Genomic DNA, 19,402 nt, shown 5'->3' with positions numbered 1-19,402 from the left:
AACAGACGAAAAAAAAACCCTCGCCGTGGCGAGGGTTTTTTTCACCTGCTTTTTACCACATGATGACGCGGTCTTTAGGCGGCAGGTACATCTTGTCGCCCGGCTTGACGCCGAACGCATCATAGAAGCCCGGCTGGTTGCGCATCGTGCCGTTGGCGCGGAACTGGCCCGGCGAGTGCGGATCGGTCTTGATCTGCTGGATCTGCGCCGCTTCGCGCATCTTCATGCGCCACACCTGCGCAAAGCCCATGTAGAAGCGCTGGTCGCCGGTCAGCCCGTCGATCACCGGCGCCGGCTTGCCGTTCAACGACAACTTGTAGGCCTTGTAGGCGATCGCCACGCCGCTGTTGTCGGCGATGTTCTCGCCCAGGGTCAGCTCGCCGTTGACGTTGTAGCCCGGCAGCGGGCTGAACTCGCTGTACTGCTTGACCAGCATCTTGGTCTTGGCCGCGAAGTTCTTGTGGTCGGCCTTGGTCCACCAGTCGCGCAGGTTGCCGTCGCCGTCGTACTGGGCGCCCTGGTCGTCGAAGCCGTGGCTGATTTCGTGGCCGATCACGCCGCCGATGGCGCCGTAGTTGACCGCGTCGTCGGCGTCGGCGTTAAAGAACGGCGCCTGCAGGATGGCCGCCGGGAACACGATCTCGTTCATCTCCGGGTTGTAGTAGGCGTTGACGGTTTGCGGCGTCATGCCCCACTCGTCGCGGTCGATCGGCTTGCCCAGCTTGTTCAATTCCTTGTTGTACTCGAACTGGGTCGAGCGGATCACGTTGCCCACCAGGTCGTCCTTGGCCACTTCCAGCTTCGAGTAATCGCGCCACTTGTTCGGGTAGCCGATCTTGGTGGTGAACTTGGCCAGCTTGATTTGCGCCTGCTTCTTGGTGACCGGGCTCATCCAGTCCAGCTTGTCGATGCTGGTCTTGTACGACGCCAGCAGGTTCTTGACCAGCGCTTCCATGCGCGCCTTGCGGTCGGCCGGGAAGTGTTCTTCGACGTACAGCTTGCCGACCGCCTCGCCCAGCGCGCCCTCGGCCACCGAGACGCCACGCTTCCAGCGCGGACGCTGCTCGGTCACGCCGCTCAGCACGGTGCCGTAGAAGGAGAAGTTCTCGTCCACATAGGCCTTGCTCAGGTACGGCGCGAAGGCGCGCACCGTCTGCCAGTGGAAGTAGGCTTTCAAGGTGTCCAGCGGGGTCTTCTCCAGCAGCGCCGTCATGCCTTTCAGATAGCTCGGCTGGCTGACGATCACGTAGCTGGCCTTGCCGGCGATGCCGGCGCCGCTGAGGTAGGCGTTCCAGTCGTAGCCCGGCGCGGTCGCGCCCAGCTTGGCGACGTCGACCTTGTTGTAGGCCTTGATCGGATCGCGCAGCTCGACCTTGGTCCATTGCAGCTTGGCCAGTTCTTTTTCGAACTCGACGATGCCGTGCGCGGTGACGGCGCCGTGCGGGTCGCCCGCCAGGGTCAGCATCTTGCCGACGTGCAGCTCGTACTTGGCCAGCACGTCCGCCAGCTTGGCGTCGTCGGCTTTCAGGTAGTAGTCGCGGTCCGGCAGGCCCAGGCCGCTCTGGTACAGGTCGGCCACGTACTTGGTCGAATCCTTGTTGTCTTGGTGGATGCCGAAGGTGTAGGGCGCGCTCACGCCGATCTGGTTCAGGTGTGCGATCAGCGCCGGTAACTGCTTTTTGTCGCTGACGGCGGCGATGCCGTCGAGCTCGGTCTTGAGCGGTTTCACGCCCAGTTGCTCGAGCTTGGCCTCGTCCATGAAGCTGGCGTAGAAGTCGCCGATGCGCTGGGCGTCGGAACCGGCGGCCTTGTTCGGCTGGTTGGCGGCGCCTTCGATGATGGCGCGCAGTTGCGGCTGGATATCGTCGCGCAGTTTGGCGAAGCTGCCCCAGCTGGCCTTGTCGGCCGGAATTTCCGTCGTGGCCAACCATTTGCCATTCATATGGGTGAACAGGTCGTCCTGCACGCGCACGGCCGGGTCGATGTATTCGGTGGCGATGCCGGAACTCATGGTTCCAGGGGCGACCTTGGCGTTGGCCGGCGCGGCACTTTTGGTGTCGGCGGCGGCGCCGGCAAAGCCCGCGATCAGGCTCAGGGTCAATGCACTTAATAAATGACGTTTCACGAGATTTTCCTTATTGAGTAAAACCATAAAAGGCCCGTGCTCAACGGGCCGTGCAGCGATTTATATCACATCACCACATGATGACGCGGTCTTTGGGGGCCAGGTACAGCTTGTCGCCCGGCTTGACGCCGAAGGCGTCGTAAAAACCCGGCTGGTTGCGCACCGTGCCGTTGGCGCGGAACTGGTCGGGCGAATGCGGATCGGTCTTCAGATAAACAACTTGCTGGGCGTCGCGCGTTTTGGAGCGCCACACCTGGCCGAAGCCCATGTAGAAGCGCTGCTCGCCGGTCAGGCCGTCGATCACCGGCGCCGGCTTGCCGCCCAGCGAGATCAGGTAAGCCTTGTAGGCGATGGCCGCGCCGCTGTTGTCGGCGATGTTCTCGCCCAGGGTCAGCTCGCCGTTGACGCGGTAGCCGGGCAGCGGGCTGAATTCGCCGTACTGCTTGATCAGCATCTTGGTCTTGGCCGCGAAGTTCTTGTGGTCGGCCTTGGTCCACCAGTCGCGCAGGTTGCCGTCGCCGTCGTACTGGGCGCCCTGGTCGTCGAAGCCGTGGCTGATCTCGTGGCCGATGACGGCGCCGATGGCGCCGTAGTTGACCGCGTCGTCGGCGTCGGCGTCGAAGAACGGCGGCTGCAGGATGGCGGCCGGGAACACGATCTCGTTCATCTCCGGGTTGTAGTAGGCGTTGACGGTTTGCGGCGTCATGCCCCACTCGTCGCGGTCGATCGGTTTGCCCAGCTTGTTCAATTCCTTGTCGTAGTCGAAGGCGCGCGAGCGGCGCACGTTGCCGACCAGGTCGTCCTTGGCCACTTCAAGCTTCGAATAGTCGCGCCACTTGTTCGGGTAGCCGATCTTGGTGGTGAACTTGGCCAGCTTGGCTTGCGCCTGCAGCTTGGTTTCCGGGCTCATCCAGTCGAGCGTATCGATGCTTTGGCGGAAGGCCGCCAGCAGGTTCTTGACCAGCGCCTCCATGCGCGCCTTGCGCTCGGCCGGGAAATGCTGCTCGACATACAGCTTGCCCAGGCTCTCGCCCAGCGCGCCGTCGGCGGCGTTGACCGCCCGCTTCCAGCGCGGCTCCTGCTCCTTGATGTCGCTCAGCACCGTGCCGTAGAAGGCGAAGTTTTCCTGCGCAAAGTCCTTGGCCAGGTAGGGCGCGTAGGCGTGGATCACCTGCCACTGGAAGTAGGCCTTCCAGGTCGCCAGCGGCGTCTTGGCCAGCAAGCCGTTGAAGCCCTTGATGTAGCTCGGCTGGCCGACGATCACGTAGTCGGCCTTGCCGGCGATGCCGGTGTCGCGCAGCCAGGTCGACCAGTCGACACCAGGCGCCAGCGCCGGCAGTTTGTCCAGCGGCACCTTGTTGTAGGCCTTGACCGGATCGCGCAGCGCCACCTTGGTCCACTGCAGCTTGGCGATCTCGGTTTCCAGCGCGACGATGGCGCGGGCGTCGGCCGCCGCGTTGGCGTTGCCGGCCAAGGTCAGCATGGCGGCGACGTGGCGCTGGTATTTGGCCAACGTGTCGGCCATCTTGCGGTCGCTCTTTTTCAGGTAGTAGTCGCGGTCCGGCAGGCCCAGGCCGTCCTGTCCGAGGTCGGCGACGTATTTGGTCGAATCCTTGTTGTCCTGGTGGATGCCGAAGCCGTACGGCGCGGTCACGCCGTGGCGGTTGAAGTCGGCGATCAGCGCCGCGATGTCACGTTTGTCGCGCAGCGCGGCAACGCGGTCGAGCTCGGCCTGTAGCGGCTTCAGGCGTAGCGCCTCCAGCCTGGCCTCGTCCATGTAGCTGGCGTAGAAGTCGCCGATGCGGCGGGCGTCGCCGCCCGCCTGCCCGCCGGCGGCGGCCGCCTCGATGATGGCGCGCAGTTGCGGCCGGGTGTCGTCGGCCAGCATGTCGAACGAGCCCCAGCTCGACTTGTCCGACGGGATCTCGGTCTTGGCCAGCCACTTGCCGTTGAGGTTGATGAAAAAATCGTCCTGCGGACGCACCGACGCGTCGATACTGGCCAGATCCACGCCCGAGCTCTTTTGCTGGGCCAGGACGCCGGCCGGGGCCAGCAGCGCCAAAGTCAGCGCGCTTAACAACAGATGTGCTTTCAAATCGGCTCTCCGGTAAGGGGATGACGGCGAAGAGGCCACACGATGTGGCCTCTTCAACAACTCATTGTAATCGCTCACCAGATAATGACACGCTGTTCGGGCGCCACATACATCTTGTCGCCGGGCTTGACGCCAAAGGCGTCGTAGAAGCCCGGCTGGTTGACCATGGTGCCGTTGGCGCGGAACTGGCCCGGCGAGTGCGGATCGGTTTTCACCTGCAAAATCTGCTGCTCGTCGCGCATGCGCACGCGCCACACCTGGCCGAAGCCCATGAAGAAGCGCTGGTCGCCGCTCAAACCGTCGATGACCGGCGCCGGCTTGTCGCCCAGCGACAGCTTGTAGGCCTTGTAGGCGATCGCCACGCCGCTGTTGTCGGCGATGTTTTCGCCCAGGGTCAGCTCGCCGTTGACGTTGTAGCCCTTGATCGGGCTGTAGGAACCGTACTGCTTGACCAGCGCGTCGGTCTTGGCCTTGAAGTTGGCGCGGTCTTCCTTGGTCCACCAGTCGCGCAGGTTGCCGTCGCCGTCGGCCTGGCTGCCGCCGTCGTCGAAGCCGTGGCTGATCTCATGGCCGATGACCGCGCCGATGGCGCCGTAGTTGACCGCGTCGTCGGCCTTGACGTCGAAGAACGGCGGTTGCAGGATGGCGGCCGGGAACACGATCTCGTTCATCGTCGAGCTGTAGTAGGCGTTGACGGTCTGCGGCGTCATGCCCCACTCCTCGCGGTCGATCGGCTTGCCCAGCTTGTTGATCATGCGCTGGTTGGCGAAGTTGGCCGCGCGCAGCACGTTGCCGATCAGGTCGGACTTGACGATCGCCAGCGACGAGTAGTCGCGCCACTTGCTTGGATAGCCGATCTTGGGCGTGAACTTGGCCAGCTTGGCCTGCGCCTCCTTCTTGGTCTCCGGGCCCATCCAGTCGAGCGCGTCGATGCTGGTCTGGTACGAGGCCAGCAGGTTCTTCACCAGCTGGTCCATGCGCGCCTTGCGCTCCGGCGGGAAATACTCGGCCACGTACAGCTGGCCCAGTCCCTCGCCGATCGAGCGCTCGACCAGCGCCACGCCGCGTTTCCAGCGCGGCTCCTGCACGGCCACGCCGGTCAACACGGTGCTGTAGAAGTCGAAGCTGGCGTCGGCAAAGTCCTTCGACAGGTAGGGCGAGGCGCTGCGCAGCAGTTGCCATTCGAAGTAGGCCTTCCACGTCGCCAGGTCGGTCTTCTCCAGCGCCGCGTTGAAGCCGGCCAGGTAGCTCGGCTGGCTAACGATCACGTAGTCGACCTTGTTGGCGACCCCGGCCGACGCCAGCGCGTGGCCCCAGTCGTAGGCGGGCGCCAGTTCCGGCAGCTTGCTGATCGGCGTTTTGTTGTAGCGTTTGACGGGATCGCGGTTTTGCACCTTGGTCCACTGCGCCTCGGCCAGCGCGGTTTCCAGCGCGACGATGGCCTTGGCGTTGGCTTCCGGATTCTTGTCGCCGCCCAGCTTCAGGGTCTTGGCGATATGCGCCTCGTACTTGACCAGGATGGCGGCCAGTTTGGCGTCATCCTTTTTCAGGTAATAGTCGCGGTCCGGCAGGCCCAGGCCGCTTTGCGAAATGCTCACCGCGTATTTGGTCGATTCGCGCGCGTCCTGGCGCACGCCCAGGCCATACGGCGTGGCGACGCCAAGCTTGTCCAGATGCGCGATCAGCATCGGGAAGGCTTTCTTGTCCTTGATCGCGCGAATGCGGTTGAGTTCGCCCGTGAGCGGACGGATGCCCAGCGCGTCGAGCTTTTTCTCGTCCATGAAGCTGGCGTAGAGGTCACCGATTTTCTGCGCCTCGCTGCCGGCCTTTTTGCCTTTTTGCGCCTCGGTCTTCTCGACGATGCCGCGCAGTTCGGTCAACGTGTCGTCGCGCAGCTTGGCGAAGGTGCCCCAGCTCGATTTGTCGGCCGGGATCTCGGTGGTCTTCAGCCACTGGCCGTTGAGGTGGGTATAAAAGTCGTCCTGCACGCGGACGCTGTTATCGATGTTCTTGACTTCGATACCGGAAGTCAGCGGCGCGTTGGCGGCGGCGGGGGTGTCGGCGGCCGTGGCGAAGGCGGCGGCAAGGCTCAGGGTCAGGGTACTCAGCAGAAAGCGGTTCACGGCGGTCCTTTAATTAGAACTTCAAGTCATCATTGTCGGCCGCTTGTGACGGCCGCGCAAATATTCTACCGCTTGAGCTCGTATCTAAATGCCACCATTCCGCTTTTTTACTTTACGATACACGCACGCGGATAGAGGCCTTAACCGCCGCCCGGCAGGTTGATGCTGGCACCGCCCGCGCCGACGCCGACGCCCACGCCGCCCGCGCCACCGCCCCTGCGGCCGCCACGACGCTCGCCGCCGCCCTCCTCTTTACGCTCGCCGCCGGCGCGCGGGCCGCCGCCGCTGTCCTGCACCCGCAGCAAATGCTCGCTGACCTGCTGCGCGACGATCCGGCGCTGGCTTTCATTTAACGCATCGTTGACGGTCAGCCACCATTCGCGCAGCAACTTCTCCTCGGCGGCGGCGGCGTTGGTTTCCTCGTCGATCGCCTTGGTCAGATCGCGCAGTTCGACATTGGCGCCCTGCGTGCCGGCCTGCGTCGCCGCTTGCAGGCGGTCGCGACGGGCTTTACGCTCGCGCAACAGGTTGCGCGTTTTAGTCTCGGTGTGTTGCCAAAGTATCTGCTGGTTTGAATTGAGATTCAGCGCCTTCCTCAAATCGTCCGCCATCGGCAGGAAATCCTCGGCATGCATGTCGAAGACGGGAACCGCAAGCGCCGGCGTCGGCAAAGACGCGGCAAGCAACAGCGCGCCAGCCAAAGCCACGGCGCGCGCGGCGGTGAAGGGGAAGAACGATGAACGCATGGGAACTCCGTAGGTAAAAAAAAGCCTGCGCTTGGGGCGCAGGCGAAAACCACTTCAGGGTAGAGAGAAATACGAGTTCAGTGTAGGCCGCGCCCCCGGCCGTGGCGGCACTTCTTACAAATGCTTACCGACGTGAACGTAAGGGAAACACTGCGTAAATTTATGCAAACTTGATCTAACGCCAAGCGGGTGCTGGTGTAGTTTCAATGTCAACGCCAACCGTTGTAAAATTCCGTAAAGGTATAAATCATTTCGTGAGGGCTACTACGATTGCCCGAAATCAGGTTTATACTCAGCTCATGCACACCGCGCTCGCAATCGCTCGCTGGTGATGGCTCTCTGTACATTGTTCCAACAGGTGAAACATGGGCAAGAAACTCAAGAATTCCGGTTTGGTCGGCCTTGGCGTCGTCGCCGGCATCGCCGTCTCCCTTCAATTTTCCGCCATGGCCCAGAAGCCCGTCGAGCCGACGCTGCCGCTTGAAGAGTTGCGCCAGCTGGCCGACGTGTTCGGACTGATCAAGTCCGATTACGTCGAACCGGTCGAGGACAAGAAGCTGCTGACCGAGGCCATCTCCGGCATGGTCGCCTCGCTCGATCCCCATTCCGCCTACCTGGACAAGAAAGCCTACGCCGAGCTGCGCGAAGGTTCGCAGGGCAAGTTCGTCGGCCTCGGCATCGAGATCGGCCAAAGCGAGGACGGCTACATCAAGATCGTCGCGCCGATCGAGGATTCGCCGGCCTGGCGCGCCGGCATCAAGCCGGGCGACCTGATCAGCCGGCTCGACAGCACCGCCGTCAAGGGCCTGAGCCTGGACGAGTCGGTCAAGAAGATGCGCGGCGAGCCGCACTCCAAGGTCAGCCTGACGATCCTGCGCAAGGGCGAGACCGACCCGCTGGTGTTCAACATCACGCGCGAAGAGATCCATCAAAAGAGCGTCAAGGGCAAGATCGTCGAACCGGGCTACGCGTGGCTGCGCATTTCGCAGTTCCAGGAGCCGACCATCGACGACATGGCCGCCAAGATTGTCGAACTGTACAAGCAAGACCCGAACATCAAAGGCCTGGTGCTGGACCTGCGCAACGACCCCGGTGGCGTGCTGCAAGGCGCCATCGGCGTGGCCGCCGCCTTCCTGCCCAAGGACGCGGCGATCGTCTCGACCAACGGCCAGTTGCCGGACCAAAAGCAGATCTTCTACGGCCGTCCCGAGTACTACGCCTTGCGCAGTGAAAGCGACGCGCTGGCCAAGCTGCCGGCCGCCATCAAGCAAGTGCCGATGGTGGTGCTGGTCAACACCGGCTCGGCATCGGCGTCGGAAATCGTCGCCGGCGCGCTGCAGGATTACAAGCGGGCCGACATCATCGGCACGCAAACCTTCGGCAAGGGTTCGGTGCAAACGATACGCCAGCTCACCGCCGACACCGCCGTCAAACTGACCACGGCGCGCTACTACACGCCGCACGGCCGCTCGATCCAGGCCAAGGGCATCACGCCCGACCTGGCGGTGGACGAGAACGCCGACGGCGACGGCCTGAACGCGCTGCGCACGCGCGAGGCCGATCTGGACAAGCACCTGAGCAACGACAAAGAGAAGGAAGTCGCCAAGACCAAGCGCGACGAGCTGGAAGAGCAGCTGCGCATCGTCGCGATGGAAAAGACCCGCAAGCCGCTCGAATACGGCAGCGGCGACGACTTCCAGCTGGCGCAGGCGCTCAACCACCTCAAGGGCCTGCCGGTGCAGCTGGCCAAGCAGGAAACCAAGGTCGTGCAGGCCGACGTCAAAAAGTAACCGGGGTCAGATCGTATCCCTCTGCCGCCGGCGGAACTCCGCCGGCGCGCAGCCCACTTCCCGCTTGAAGAACTTACTGAAATTGGTGGCCTCGTCGAAGCCCAGCTTCTCCGCGATGCCGGCGACCGCCAGATCGGTATGCACCAACAGCCGCTTCGCCTCCAGGTTGATGCGCGCCGCGATGAAGGCTTTGGCGGTCGTGCCCCGCACCGCCGTCACCGCCCGCGCCAGACTCTTTTCCGTGTAGCCGAGTTGATCGGCATAGTCGGCCACCTGGTGCCACTGCGCGAAGCGCTCGTCCACCAACTGCTGGAACCGCCTGAAGCGTTGCGACGCGGGCGACACCGGCGACTCCGGCGCCGGCCGCAGGCCTTGCAGCATGCTCAACCGCGTCAGCAGCGCATGCAGCTGATGGCGTAGCAACGCATGCACGTCCTCCGGCGGCGCGTCCAGCCGCGAGTCCTCGCGCATCTGCTGGATCGCGTCCGTGACCTGGCGTAGCGCCTCGACGCCAAGCTGCAAGCGCTCCCCCAACCGCATCAGATCGACGGCCAGCTTGAGGTCGCGCGGCGTGCTCGACATCGGCAAAACGAATTCCGGACGAAACAGCACGTTCCAACCCTCCCAATCCTCGTCCGGTCCGAAGCTGTGCGCCTGCCCCGGCCGCAACACCAGCACGGAACCCGGCGCACAGGCGATCGCCTTGAAATCAACCACTTGCGTACAAACGCCGCGCGTTACACAGACCAGGGTGTGGAACTCGTACCGGTGCGTCGCCCGCACGTTTTCCTTGCTGCCCCGGCGCCGCAGGTCGGCCATGGCGAAGATCTCCAGGTCGAGCAGATAAGGCGCCTTCGGCTGATAACGCAGCGGCCGGATCTCGTCGCCGAATGTCTTGAATGTATCAGTCATTGTCCCGTTTAGACCGTTTCATTTAGCTGGAGATGTCCAATAATAACCCTATCGACCAACCTAACGGAACCACCATGACCAACATTGACATCGCAAAAACCTACATCAAGGCGATACAAGCTGGCGACCAGGCCACCCTGGGCGCCATCATCTCGCCCGACGTGATTTGGCACCAGCCAGGCAACAACCAGTTCTCCGGCACGCACCAGGGCATGGCCGCCGTCGGCCCGATGCTGGGCAAGATGATGGAAGTATCCAACGGCACTTTCGCGATCACCCGCGCCGACGACTACATGGCAAACGGCGAGCTGGTCGCCATCACGATCGAATTTGCCGGCGAGGCCAACGGCATCAAGCTCCGGCAACGCGGCGTGGACCTGGTCCGCATCGAGGCGGGCAAAATCGTCGCAGTGCGGCTGTTCTCCAGCGACCAGGCGCAGGAAGATCTATTCTGGGGCAATTAACATTCAGGATCACATCCGGATCACATCCGGGGTCAGGTCCGCCATTGCTACACGAACCGGGCGGTAACCGGCGGCGTCATCGGGGCGCCATTTTTATTTCGTCCCTTTATTACGCGGATCATGCGGTCATTGTGTAGAATTTGGCTCATTATTGGCGCAAGCCATTGCCAAATTCGAAAGTTTAATCATGAAACAAGCCGTCATCAGCGGTACCGGCCTTTTTACGCCAGCGCAATCGATCTCCAATGAAGAGCTGGTCGAGTGCTTCAACGCCTACGCCGGGCAATTCAACGCCGACAACGCCGGCGCCATCGCGGAAGGCACCGTCACGCCGCTGGAGCTGTCGAGCGTGGCCTTCATCGAAAAAGCGTCCGGCATCAAGTCGCGCTATGTGATGGAAAAATCCGGCATCCTGGACCCGAAGCGCATGGTCTCGCGCATTCCCGAGCGCGCCGACGAGGAACTGTCGCTGCAAGCAGAAATCTGCGTGGCCGCCGCCCACCAGGCGCTGGACCGCGCCGGCCGCGTGCCGGCCGACATCGACATGGTGCTGGTCGCCTGCTCGAACATGCAGCGCGGCTACCCGGCGATGGCGGTCGAGGTGCAGGGCGCGCTCGGCATCGACGGCTACGGCTTCGACATGAACGTGGCCTGCTCGTCGGCCACCTTCGGCATCCAGCAGGCGGTGGCGGCGGTGCAAAGCGGCCAGGCGCGCGCGGTGCTGGTGCTCAATCCGGAAATCACCAGCGGCCACCTGAACTGGCGCGACCGCGACAGCCACTTCATCTTCGGCGACGCCTGCACGGCGATGGTCATCGAGGCGGCCGACACGGCCAAGGGTTCGCAGCGCTGGGAAATCCTCGACACCAAGCTCAAGACGAGCTTCTCGAACAACATCCGCAACAACTTCGGCTTCCTCAACCGCTTCGACGAGGCCGGCATCGGCCAGCCGGACAAGCTGTTCCGCCAGCAGGGCAGGAAAGTCTTTAAAGATGTGTGCCCGATGGCCGCCGAGATGATCAAGACCACGATCGCCGGCGCCGGCCTGGAAGTGCCGCAGGTGAGCCGCTACTGGCTGCACCAGGCCAACCTGAACATGAACCTGCTGATCAGCCGCCTGGTGCTGGGCCGCGACGCCGAGCCGGGCGAGGCGCCGGTGATCCTCGACGAATACGCCAACACCTCGTCGGCCGGCTCGATCATCGCCTTCCACAAGCACTCCGACGACATGGCCCCGGGCCAGCTGGGCGTGATCTGCTCGTTCGGCGCCGGCTACTCGATCGGCTGCGTGGTGGTGCGCAAAGTCTAACGGCGCGCAGGCGGTAGCGCGCGATGACAGCCGCCCCGGACTTCCTCATGCTCGACCAAGGTGCGGCCGAACCGCTGTACCGCCAGATCTACACCCGCTACCGCTCCGCCATCGCTGACGGCATGCTGCAGCCGGGGGCGCGCGTGCCGTCGGCTCGCGCGCTGGCGCTGGACCTGGGCCTTGCGCGCGGCACGGTGGAAGCGGCCTACTCGCTGCTTGGCGCCGAGGGCTACCTGGAGACCCGCGGCCAGGCCGGCACCGTCGTCTCGCCGGCGTTGACGCGGCACGCGCCGGTGGCGCCATCGGCCCGGGCGCAAGATCGTTCCACCGACCTGGCCGGCTCGCCGGCGCCGCTTGGCAGGCCGTTTCAAATGGGCCTGCCCGCGCTGGACGCGTTTCCGCGCAAGGTGTGGGCCGCGCTGGCGGCGCGCGCGATCCGCGCCACGCAGGCCGCCGACATGGTTTACCCGCCGTATTGCGGCACGCAAGCGCTGCGCACCGCCATCGCCACCTACCTGCAACTCTCGCGCGGCATCGACTGCGCCCCGGCGCAGGTGTTCGTCACCTCGGGCTACCGCAACTCGCTGGAGCTGGCCGCGCGCGCGCTGCTGCATCCCGGCGATCGCGTATGGATCGAAGATCCCGGCTACCCGCCCACCGGCGAACTGCTGACGCAAGCGGGCATGCGCCCGGTGCCGGTACGGGTCGACGACGAAGGACTGCAGGTGGCGCATGGTGTCGCCAGCGCGCCCGATGCGCGGGCGACCGTGGTCACACCCGCCCATCAAAGCCCGCTGTGCGTGTCGCTGTCGCTGCCGCGCCGCCTGGCGCTGCTGGACTGGGCCGCGCACAGCGACGCCTGGATCATCGAGGACGACTACGATGGCGAATACCGTTATGTGAGCCGCCCGCTGCCGGCACTGAAAAGCCTGGACCGCGTGGGGCGCGTGCTGTACGCCGGCACCTTCAGCAAGGTGCTGTTCCCGGCGGTCCGGCTGGCGTATCTGGTGGTGCCGCCGGCGCAGGTGAGGCGCTTCGAGGCGGTGTGCGAGACCTTTGCCGCCGGTGGTCCGGCGCTGACCCAGGACATCGTCGCCAGCTTCATGAACGAAGGCCACTTCGCCCGCCACATCCAGCGCATGCGGCGGCTGTACGGCGAACGTCGCGAGATGGTGGCCGCCGAGCTGACCAAAGTGCTGGGCAAGCACCTGCGCATCGATCCGCAACCCGGCGGCATGCACCTGGTGCTGCGCCTGCCGGGCAGGCACGCCGACCGCGCGCTGGCGGCGCGCCTGCGGCAGGAAGGCATGTTCGCGCTGCCACTGTCCGAATGCAGCGCGCTGCCGCAGGCGTCGTCGGCACTGCTGCTGAGCTTTACCAATATCGAGACCCCACGACGGGCGCGCGAGCTGGCATTGGGCATCATGGCCCAGTTAAGTTGACCGATCTTGGCACTTCCCGGCTAAGCCATGAAATCGCACAATACGGCTATCCGCAATCAACCAAGGAAACGCCATGACCGCCCGACTCGACATCTTCAAGCTTTCCCCGCAAGCCTACAAGGGCTTCGGCGCCGTAAAAACCGCCTTGCAGGAATCGAGCCTGCCGCGCGAGTTGCTGGAGCTGGTCGATCTGCGCGTCTCGCAGATCAACGGCTGCGCCTATTGCATCGATATGCACACGCGCGACCTGCTGGCACACGGCGTCGGCATCGACAAGGTCGTGCTGGTGCCGGTATGGCGGGAAGCCGAGGCCCTGTTCTCCGAGCAGGAACGCGCCGCGCTGGCCTGGGCCGAGACGCTTACCCGCGTGGCCGAGACCAACGCCCCGGACGCCGACTTCCAGAAGGCAGCCGCCGTGCTGGGTGAAAAGGAACTCGCCGATCTGACCATGTCGATTGCGCTGATGAGCGCATTCAACCGCATCGGCGTCGGCATGCGCCTGGTGCCGGCCGCGCTGAGCAAATAGGCGCGCCGCCATCGCGTGCAGGGGTGTTGTCGGCTTGCCGGCGTGTGCTACCCTTTGGGCTGTCCCCAACCCCAGAGGAGCCCCCCGCGCATGCCCCACAATATCAGTCTGATCACCACAATCGCAGCGGCGCTGGGCTTCGGCCTGGTGTTCGGCTACCTTGCAACGCGCCTCAAGCTACCGGCGCTGGTGGGTTATCTGGCTGCGGGTATCATGTTGGGACCTGCGACGCCGGGCTTCGTCGCCGACGCCGCGCTGGCGTCGCAGCTGGCCGAAATCGGCGTGATGCTGATGATGTTCGGCGTCGGCCTGCACTTCTCGCTCGACGACCTGTGGGCGGTGCGCAAGGTCGCGCTGCCCGGCGCGGTGCTGCAAATCGCCGTCGCCACGGCGCTCGGCATGGCGCTGGCCCACTTCTGGGGCTGGAGCATCGGCGGCGGCCTGGTATTCGGCCTGGCGCTGTCGGTGGCCAGCACCGTGGTGCTGCTGCGCGCCTTGGAGGAACGCGGCATCCTCGATACCTTCAACGGCCGCATCGCGGTCGGCTGGCTCGTCGTGGAAGACCTGGTCACCGTCATGGTGCTGGTGCTGCTGCCGGCGCTGGCCGGCTCGCTCGGCGGCGTCTCGCTCGATGAACACGGCGTCGCCATCCCCGCCGGCGAAGTCGATCTGTGGGGCACACTGGCGCTCACGCTCGGCAAGGTCGGCGCATTCATCGCGCTGATGCTGGTGGTCGGCCGCAAGCTGTTCCCGTGGATCCTGTGGCAGGTGGCGCGCACCGGTTCGCGCGAGCTGTTCACCTTGTGCGTGATCGCTGCCGCCGTCGGCATCGCCTACGGCTCGACGCACTACTTCGGCGTCTCGTTCGCGCTGGGGGCCTTCTTCGCCGGCATGGTGCTGCGCGAGTCCGAACTGGCGCACCGCGCGGCGCAGGAGTCGCTGCCGCTGCGCGACGCGTTCGCGGTGCTGTTCTTCGTATCGGTGGGCATGCTGTTCGAGCCGACCATCGTGACCGGGCAGCCGCTCAAACTGCTGGCGGTGGTGGCCATCATCGTGTTCGGAAAATCGCTGGCCGCCTTCGTGCTGGTAGTGCTGCTGCGCTATCCGGCCAAGACGGCGCTGATGGTGTCAGCCAGCCTGGCGCAGATCGGCGAATTCTCCTTCATCCTGGCGGCGCTGGGATTATCGCTCAAGCTGATGCCGATCGAGGGCCAGAGCCTGATCCTGGCCGGCGCCATCATCTCGATCGCGTTGAACCCGGTGGTGTTCCGCCTCTCCAAACCGCTGGAGCGGTGGATGGGCAAGGATGGTTCGATCATGTCGAAGTTCGAGCGCACTGCCGATCCGCTGGCGGAGCTGCCGATGTCGGTGCCGCACGAGCATCTGGACGGACAGGTCGTGCTGGTCGGGTATGGCCGCGTGGGCCGGCGCATCGCCGAGGTGCTGCTCAAGCACAGCATCCCGTTCGTGGTGGCGGAGCAGAACCGCGAGATCGTCGACCAGCTGCGCAAGGATGGCATCCACGCGGTGGCCGGCAACGCGGGCGAGCCTGCGGTGCTGATCCAGGCGCACATCGCGCGCGCCGGCATGCTGGTGATCGCCACGCCGGACACCTTCCACGTGCGGGCGATGGTGGAAACGGCGCGTTTGCTCAACCCGAATATCAAGACCGTGGTGCGCACGCACAACGAAGAGGAAGCGGAGCTGCTGCGCAGCGAATTGGCCGGCAAAATCTTCATCGGCGAGGAGGAACTGGCCAACGGCATGACCGATTTCGTCGTCACCAATTTCGAGCGTAAAAGCGGCGGGCATTAAGCCATCGGCGGCTCGGTGGCGGATTACGCCGTTCCGGCTAATCCGCCCTACGTGTCTCCGTGGTTACTCGACGTCAGTGATGGAAGCCGAGGCAGGCGATCCGCCTGTGATCCACGTAGGGCGGATTAGCACAGCGTAATCCGCCAAGCTCCGCCAGCGACACAAACAGACTAGAGGCCTGCCGCCAGCTCCGCTCCTTCCTTGATGGCGCGCTTGGCGTCCAGCTCCGCCGCCAGCGCGGCGCCGCCGATCTTGCGGAAGCGCGGCCACGACGGATTCGCTTTCACTTCCTCCTCCGTCGGCATCAACTCGGTCAGGCTGTCCTGACCCGCGCACACCACCACGTTATCGACCGACAGCAAGCGCTGCTCGCCGCCGACCGTGATGTGCAGGCCCTGGTCGTCGATCCGGTCGTACTGCACGCCGGCGATCATCACCACGCCATTGCGCGCCAGGACGGCGCGATGCACCCAGCCCGAGGTCTTGCCCAGCCCCGCCCCCAGCTTGGACGTCTTGCGCTGCAGCAGATACAACTGCCGCACCGGCGCCGGCGTTTCCGGCGCCACCAAGCCACCGGGCGTATCGCCCTTCAAACCAACGCCCCATTCCCTGGCCCAGACATCCAGCGCCAGCGGCAGCGGATGCTTCGGATCGTGCAGCAGATATTCGCCGACATCGAAGCCGATGCCGCCCGCGCCGATGATGGCCACCCGCCTGCCGACCGGCGCCTTGTTCTGCAACACGTCGATATACGACAGCACCTTCGGATGATCGATGCCCTCGATCGGCGGACGGCGCACCTTGATGCCGGTTGCGACCACCACCTCGTCGTAGCCCTCGGCGATGAGCTGCTCGCGCGTGACGCGCCTGCCCAGGCTGAGCTTCACGCCCGTCAAATCGATCTGGCGGCGGAAGTAGCGGATGGTCTCGGCGAATTCCTCCTTGCCCGGAATCTGCATGGCGATCTTGAACTGGCCGCCGACACTGTCGCTGGAATCGAACAGCGTAACATCGTGGCCGCATTCGGCCGCCACCGTGGCCGCCGACAATCCGGCCGGCCCGGCGCCGACCACCGCCACGCGGCGCGGCCTGGCCGTCTTCGCGTATACCAGTTCCGTCTCGTGGCAGGCGCGCGGGTTGACCAGGCAGCTGGCGCGCTTGTTGGAGAAGGTGTGATCGAGGCAGGCCTGGTTGCAGCCGATGCAGGTGTTGATCTCGTCGGCCTTGCCCTGCGCCGCCTTAACGACAAAGTGCGAGTCGGCCAGGAAGGGACGCGCCATCGAAATCATGTCGGCGTCGCCGCGCTGCAGGATACCTTCCGCCTCGGCCGGCATGTTGATGCGGTTCGACGCCACCACCGGTATCGTCACCTCCAGCCGCAGGCGGCCGGCAATGCCGGCGAAGGCCGCGCGCGGCACCGACGTGACGATGGTCGGCACGCGCGCCTCGTGCCAGCCGTAGCCGCTATTGAGTATCGTGACGCCGGCGTGCTGCAGCGCCTTGGCCACCGCCACCACGTCCTCCCAGGTGTTGCCGCCGTCGACCAGGTCGAGCAGCGAATGGCGGTACATGATGATGAAGTCATCACCGACTTCGGCGCGGATGCGCTTGACGATTTCCACCGGCAGCCGCATGCGGTTCTCGATGCTGCCGCCCCAGCGGTCGGTGCGCAGGTTGGTGCGCGCGCACAGGAACTGGTTAAGCAGATAGCCTTCGCTGCCCATCACCTCGATGCCGTCGTAGCCCGCCGCGCGTGCCAGCTTGGCGCAGCGGGCGTAGTCGCGTATCGTCTGCTCGATGCCGGCCTCCGTCAGCGCGCGCGGTTTGAACGGCGAGATCGGCGATTTCTTGTCCGACGCCGACACCACGAACGGCTGATACCCATAGCGCCCCGCGTGCAGGATCTGCATCAGGATCTTGCCGCCCTCCTCGTGCACCGCGCTGGTGACGCGGCGGTGATTGTGGACGTCGCCCTTGAAGTTGAGCGTTCCGCCGAAGGGCAGCAACCATCCGGAGCGGTTGGGGGAAATACCGCCGGTGACGATCAACCCCACGCCGCCGCGCGCGCGCTCGCGGTAAAAGGCCGCGAGCTTGCCGTAGTTGTAGAAGCGGTCTTCAAGCCCGGTGTGCATCGATCCCATGACGACGCGGTTGCGCAGCGTCGTGAAACCCAGGTCGAGGGGCGCCAGCAGATGGGGGTATGGTGTGTTTGTCATTATAGTTATATGGTCCAGATGTATGCGTCAGGCCGGAGGCCGAATTAAAACCGAATTCTCTAGACCCGGGCTTCTAAAGGCCCCGCGCCGCGTGTATTTTGTAACGTGACGGCGCTTCGCTTGTATTCTGCCACCCTTTCCCTTACGCTGGAACGATGAAGCGATTCCTTGTGTATTTGTTGTTAGGTGTGGCTGCCCCGGTGGCGATGGCACAAGCACCTAAGCTTGAACTACCCAAGCTGGAGGTCTCGGTCAATCGCGTGGACGCCGAAGCGCGGCACATGTATGAAGTGGACGCCACAGCGACGGTGGCGGCGCCACTGCCGAAGGTATGGCGCGTGCTGACGGGCTACGAGCGCATGTCGGAGTTCGTGCCGGACCTGGAATCGTGCAAGGTCCTGTCACGCAACGGTAACGAAGTGATCATCGAACAATTCGGCGTGGCGCGCTTTTTGTTCATGTCCAAGGCCATCCATCTGATCGTGCGGGCGACCGAGCAGCCGATGTCGTCGATCGAGATCTCGCTGATCTCCGGCGACATGAAGCACTACGAATCGAAATGGGAATTGGTGCCGGTGCCCGAAACCGGCGGCACCAGGATTGTCTACAGCGGCAGGCTGCTGCCGAATTTTTACGTACCGGGCATCCTGGGGTCGAACATGATCCGCAGCGACATCGAACATATGATGAGCGCCGTGGTGGCGCGCATCGAGCGCCGCGACGACGCGCCCAAACGCGGCGGCGTGCAGGCCACGCCGGCGGTCCCCGTCACGCCGCCGGCGCAGCAAGCACCGGCGCCGGCGCAGCCCAATCAGGCCAGGTAGCTCAGGCCAGGTAAGTATCGCGCGAGCGCAGCTCGGCGAAGTTTTCCAGGCTGCCGATCTTCACCAGCACCGGATTCAAACTCAATTTGCTCTGCATCGAGCGCCAGGCGAACTGCCACTCCTGCTCCTGCGCTTCGGCCGCCGTCTTGGTGAAGGCGGCGCCGAGCGCGGCGCGCGTGCCATATTCGACGGCGCCGTCGATGCCCGCCCAGCTGGGGAGCGTGCGTTGCACCGCGCGGTGCAGGCGCTCGCCGAATTCCTCGGTGTTGTGGATGATCAGGCAGGCGTCGGCCGAGAACAGCTCGAACAGCTTGCGGTCCCACGCCTGCGAAAAGCTCAGGGTCAGGCAGTTCGAGGCCGGGACGAGGATGAACTGGCCCTGGGTCAGCGCCAGTTCCAGGTCTTCGCGCACGCCGTAGCGGTGCAGGGTTGGAGGGCGTTGGTAGTCGTGCATGTTGGTACTCTATTCTTTACAGGTTATTTGACCGGGGCGCGGCGCACGTGGCGGTGCGAGCGCATCGCCGCCGAGGCGATGAAGATTTCGCGCAGCAGGTAGCAGAAGCTGCCGATCAGCGCCAGCATCGCCACCACGAACATGCCGGCGATGTATTTGTCCAGCGGGGTGTTGGTGATGTCGCCCAAAAACAGCATCGCGATGACCAGGCAAATCAGCAGGCCGCAGGCGGTCGACAGGGTGATCGAGGCGTTGATCAGGTGCGATCGTCGGTAGAGCACATCGAGTTCGTTGAGATAGACGTCGCTGTAACCGATGTCGAGCCGGTCCTCCAGCACCCGCGAACGGTCGATGATGCGTGCCAGCCGGTTGGTCAGCACCATCAAGTTGGTGCACACGCCCGTCAGCAGGAACACCGGCGCGATGGCCAGTTGGATAATGTGGCCGATGTCGCCGATCTGAAGATTCATGATTGCCATAAGTGCTGGGTTTTTATGCTTGCCTCTCTGGGCCGTCGATATTGCTAGTCAAGCCATAGTGTAGCAGCCCGGGGCGTGCGCG

The 19,402-nt window shown here is 64.3% G+C and carries 15 protein-coding genes; 7 read left to right on the top strand and 8 right to left on the bottom strand.

Annotated features, from left to right (window positions below):
- Window positions 1-52 precede the first annotated feature (52 nt).
- The 4 genes from NHH73_02355 to NHH73_02340 form a co-directional block, all read right to left on the bottom strand.
- Window positions 53-2,011 (bottom strand): M13 family peptidase, encoded by a 1,959-nt coding sequence (locus NHH73_02355; protein ID USX29770.1) that lies wholly within the window; start codon window positions 2,009-2,011, stop codon window positions 53-55.
- A 184-nt stretch (window positions 2,012-2,195) separates the two neighbouring features.
- Window positions 2,196-4,160: a M13 family peptidase gene (locus NHH73_02350; protein USX29769.1), complete on the bottom strand. Its 1,965-nt coding sequence runs from the start codon at window positions 4,158-4,160 to the stop codon at window positions 2,196-2,198.
- Window positions 4,161-4,294: 134 nt separating this feature from the next.
- The gene (locus tag NHH73_02345; GenBank protein USX27160.1) at window positions 4,295-6,343 is read right to left on the bottom strand and encodes a M13 family peptidase; all 2,049 of its coding nucleotides are present in this window, start codon (window positions 6,341-6,343) and stop codon (window positions 4,295-4,297) included.
- A gap of 140 nt (window positions 6,344-6,483) precedes the next feature.
- Window positions 6,484-7,089, bottom strand: coding sequence for a hypothetical protein (locus NHH73_02340; protein ID USX27159.1), 606 nt, complete (start codon window positions 7,087-7,089; stop codon window positions 6,484-6,486).
- A gap of 365 nt (window positions 7,090-7,454) precedes the next feature.
- Here NHH73_02340 and NHH73_02335 point away from each other — a divergent pair, with 365 nt between their 5' ends.
- Window positions 7,455-8,879, top strand: a complete 1,425-nt coding sequence (locus tag NHH73_02335) for a S41 family peptidase (protein ID USX27158.1) — start codon at window positions 7,455-7,457, stop codon at window positions 8,877-8,879.
- 6 nt (window positions 8,880-8,885) lie between these two features.
- Here the strand turns inward: NHH73_02335 and NHH73_02330 are convergent, their stop codons facing one another.
- Window positions 8,886-9,791 (bottom strand): helix-turn-helix transcriptional regulator, encoded by a 906-nt coding sequence (locus NHH73_02330; protein USX27157.1) that lies wholly within the window; start codon window positions 9,789-9,791, stop codon window positions 8,886-8,888.
- A gap of 74 nt (window positions 9,792-9,865) precedes the next feature.
- On the opposite strand from NHH73_02330, the gene NHH73_02325 reads away from it, so the two are divergent.
- The 5 genes from NHH73_02325 to NHH73_02305 all read left to right on the top strand — a co-directional run bounded on the left by NHH73_02325 (window position 9,866) and on the right by NHH73_02305 (window position 15,347).
- Window positions 9,866-10,255, top strand: coding sequence for a nuclear transport factor 2 family protein (locus tag NHH73_02325; GenBank protein USX27156.1), 390 nt, complete (start codon window positions 9,866-9,868; stop codon window positions 10,253-10,255).
- A gap of 187 nt (window positions 10,256-10,442) precedes the next feature.
- Window positions 10,443-11,564, top strand: coding sequence for a beta-ketoacyl-ACP synthase III (locus NHH73_02320; GenBank protein USX27155.1), 1,122 nt, complete (start codon window positions 10,443-10,445; stop codon window positions 11,562-11,564).
- A 23-nt stretch (window positions 11,565-11,587) separates the two neighbouring features.
- Window positions 11,588-13,006 (top strand): PLP-dependent aminotransferase family protein, encoded by a 1,419-nt coding sequence (locus tag NHH73_02315; GenBank protein USX27154.1) that lies wholly within the window; start codon window positions 11,588-11,590, stop codon window positions 13,004-13,006.
- A 73-nt stretch (window positions 13,007-13,079) separates the two neighbouring features.
- The gene (locus NHH73_02310) at window positions 13,080-13,532 is read left to right on the top strand and encodes a carboxymuconolactone decarboxylase family protein (GenBank protein ID USX27153.1); all 453 of its coding nucleotides are present in this window, start codon (window positions 13,080-13,082) and stop codon (window positions 13,530-13,532) included.
- A 90-nt stretch (window positions 13,533-13,622) separates the two neighbouring features.
- Complete coding sequence (locus tag NHH73_02305; GenBank protein ID USX27152.1) at window positions 13,623-15,347, top strand: Kef family K(+) transporter; 1,725 nt, start codon at window positions 13,623-13,625, stop codon at window positions 15,345-15,347.
- Window positions 15,348-15,517: 170 nt separating this feature from the next.
- On the opposite strand, the gene NHH73_02300 is transcribed toward NHH73_02305, so the two are convergent.
- On the bottom strand, window positions 15,518-17,563 hold the full coding sequence (locus NHH73_02300) for an NADPH-dependent 2,4-dienoyl-CoA reductase (GenBank protein ID USX27151.1): 2,046 nt from the start codon (window positions 17,561-17,563) through the stop codon (window positions 15,518-15,520).
- Window positions 17,564-17,769: 206 nt separating this feature from the next.
- On the opposite strand from NHH73_02300, the gene NHH73_02295 reads away from it, so the two are divergent.
- A complete protein-coding gene (locus NHH73_02295; GenBank protein USX27150.1) occupies window positions 17,770-18,387 on the top strand; it encodes an SRPBCC family protein in 618 nt (205 codons plus the stop codon).
- Between the two features lies 1 nt (window position 18,388).
- Here the strand turns inward: NHH73_02295 and NHH73_02290 are convergent, their stop codons facing one another.
- Together NHH73_02290 and NHH73_02285 are read right to left on the bottom strand one after the other, a co-directional pair.
- Window positions 18,389-18,841 carry a hypothetical protein gene (locus tag NHH73_02290; GenBank protein USX27149.1) on the bottom strand — a complete coding sequence of 151 codons (453 nt, stop codon included), beginning with the start codon at window positions 18,839-18,841 and terminating at the stop codon, window positions 18,389-18,391.
- Window positions 18,842-18,864: 23 nt separating this feature from the next.
- On the bottom strand, window positions 18,865-19,311 hold the full coding sequence (locus tag NHH73_02285; GenBank protein USX27148.1) for a DUF2721 domain-containing protein: 447 nt from the start codon (window positions 19,309-19,311) through the stop codon (window positions 18,865-18,867).
- Between the last annotated feature and the right edge of the window lie 91 nt (window positions 19,312-19,402).

This window comes from Oxalobacteraceae bacterium OTU3CINTB1, assembly GCA_024123955.1.
Taxonomy (GTDB): Bacteria; Pseudomonadota; Gammaproteobacteria; order Burkholderiales; family Burkholderiaceae_D; genus Rugamonas.
The sequence above is the reverse complement of the archived record's forward strand: the minus strand, read 5'-3'. Positions and strand labels throughout refer to the sequence as shown.

What these genes read in the sequence shown, in the direction of transcription:
- NHH73_02355 (USX29770.1), bottom strand. Translation starts at nt 2,011, where the DNA reads ATGAGTTCCGGCATCGCCACCGAATACATCGACCCGGCCGTGCGCGTG.
- NHH73_02340 (USX27159.1), bottom strand. Translation starts at nt 7,089, where the DNA reads ATGCGTTCATCGTTCTTCCCCTTCACCGCCGCGCGCGCCGTGGCTTTG.
- NHH73_02335 (USX27158.1), top strand. Translation starts at nt 7,455, where the DNA reads ATGGGCAAGAAACTCAAGAATTCCGGTTTGGTCGGCCTTGGCGTCGTC.
- NHH73_02330 (USX27157.1), bottom strand. Translation starts at nt 9,791, where the DNA reads ATGACTGATACATTCAAGACATTCGGCGACGAGATCCGGCCGCTGCGT.
- NHH73_02325 (USX27156.1), top strand. Translation starts at nt 9,866, where the DNA reads ATGACCAACATTGACATCGCAAAAACCTACATCAAGGCGATACAAGCT.
- NHH73_02320 (USX27155.1), top strand. Translation starts at nt 10,443, where the DNA reads ATGAAACAAGCCGTCATCAGCGGTACCGGCCTTTTTACGCCAGCGCAA.
- NHH73_02315 (USX27154.1), top strand. Translation starts at nt 11,588, where the DNA reads ATGACAGCCGCCCCGGACTTCCTCATGCTCGACCAAGGTGCGGCCGAA.
- NHH73_02310 (USX27153.1), top strand. Translation starts at nt 13,080, where the DNA reads ATGACCGCCCGACTCGACATCTTCAAGCTTTCCCCGCAAGCCTACAAG.
- NHH73_02305 (USX27152.1), top strand. Translation starts at nt 13,623, where the DNA reads ATGCCCCACAATATCAGTCTGATCACCACAATCGCAGCGGCGCTGGGC.
- NHH73_02300 (USX27151.1), bottom strand. Translation starts at nt 17,563, where the DNA reads ATGACAAACACACCATACCCCCATCTGCTGGCGCCCCTCGACCTGGGT.
- NHH73_02295 (USX27150.1), top strand. Translation starts at nt 17,770, where the DNA reads ATGGCACAAGCACCTAAGCTTGAACTACCCAAGCTGGAGGTCTCGGTC.
- NHH73_02290 (USX27149.1), bottom strand. Translation starts at nt 18,841, where the DNA reads ATGCACGACTACCAACGCCCTCCAACCCTGCACCGCTACGGCGTGCGC.
- NHH73_02285 (USX27148.1), bottom strand. Translation starts at nt 19,311, where the DNA reads ATGAATCTTCAGATCGGCGACATCGGCCACATTATCCAACTGGCCATC.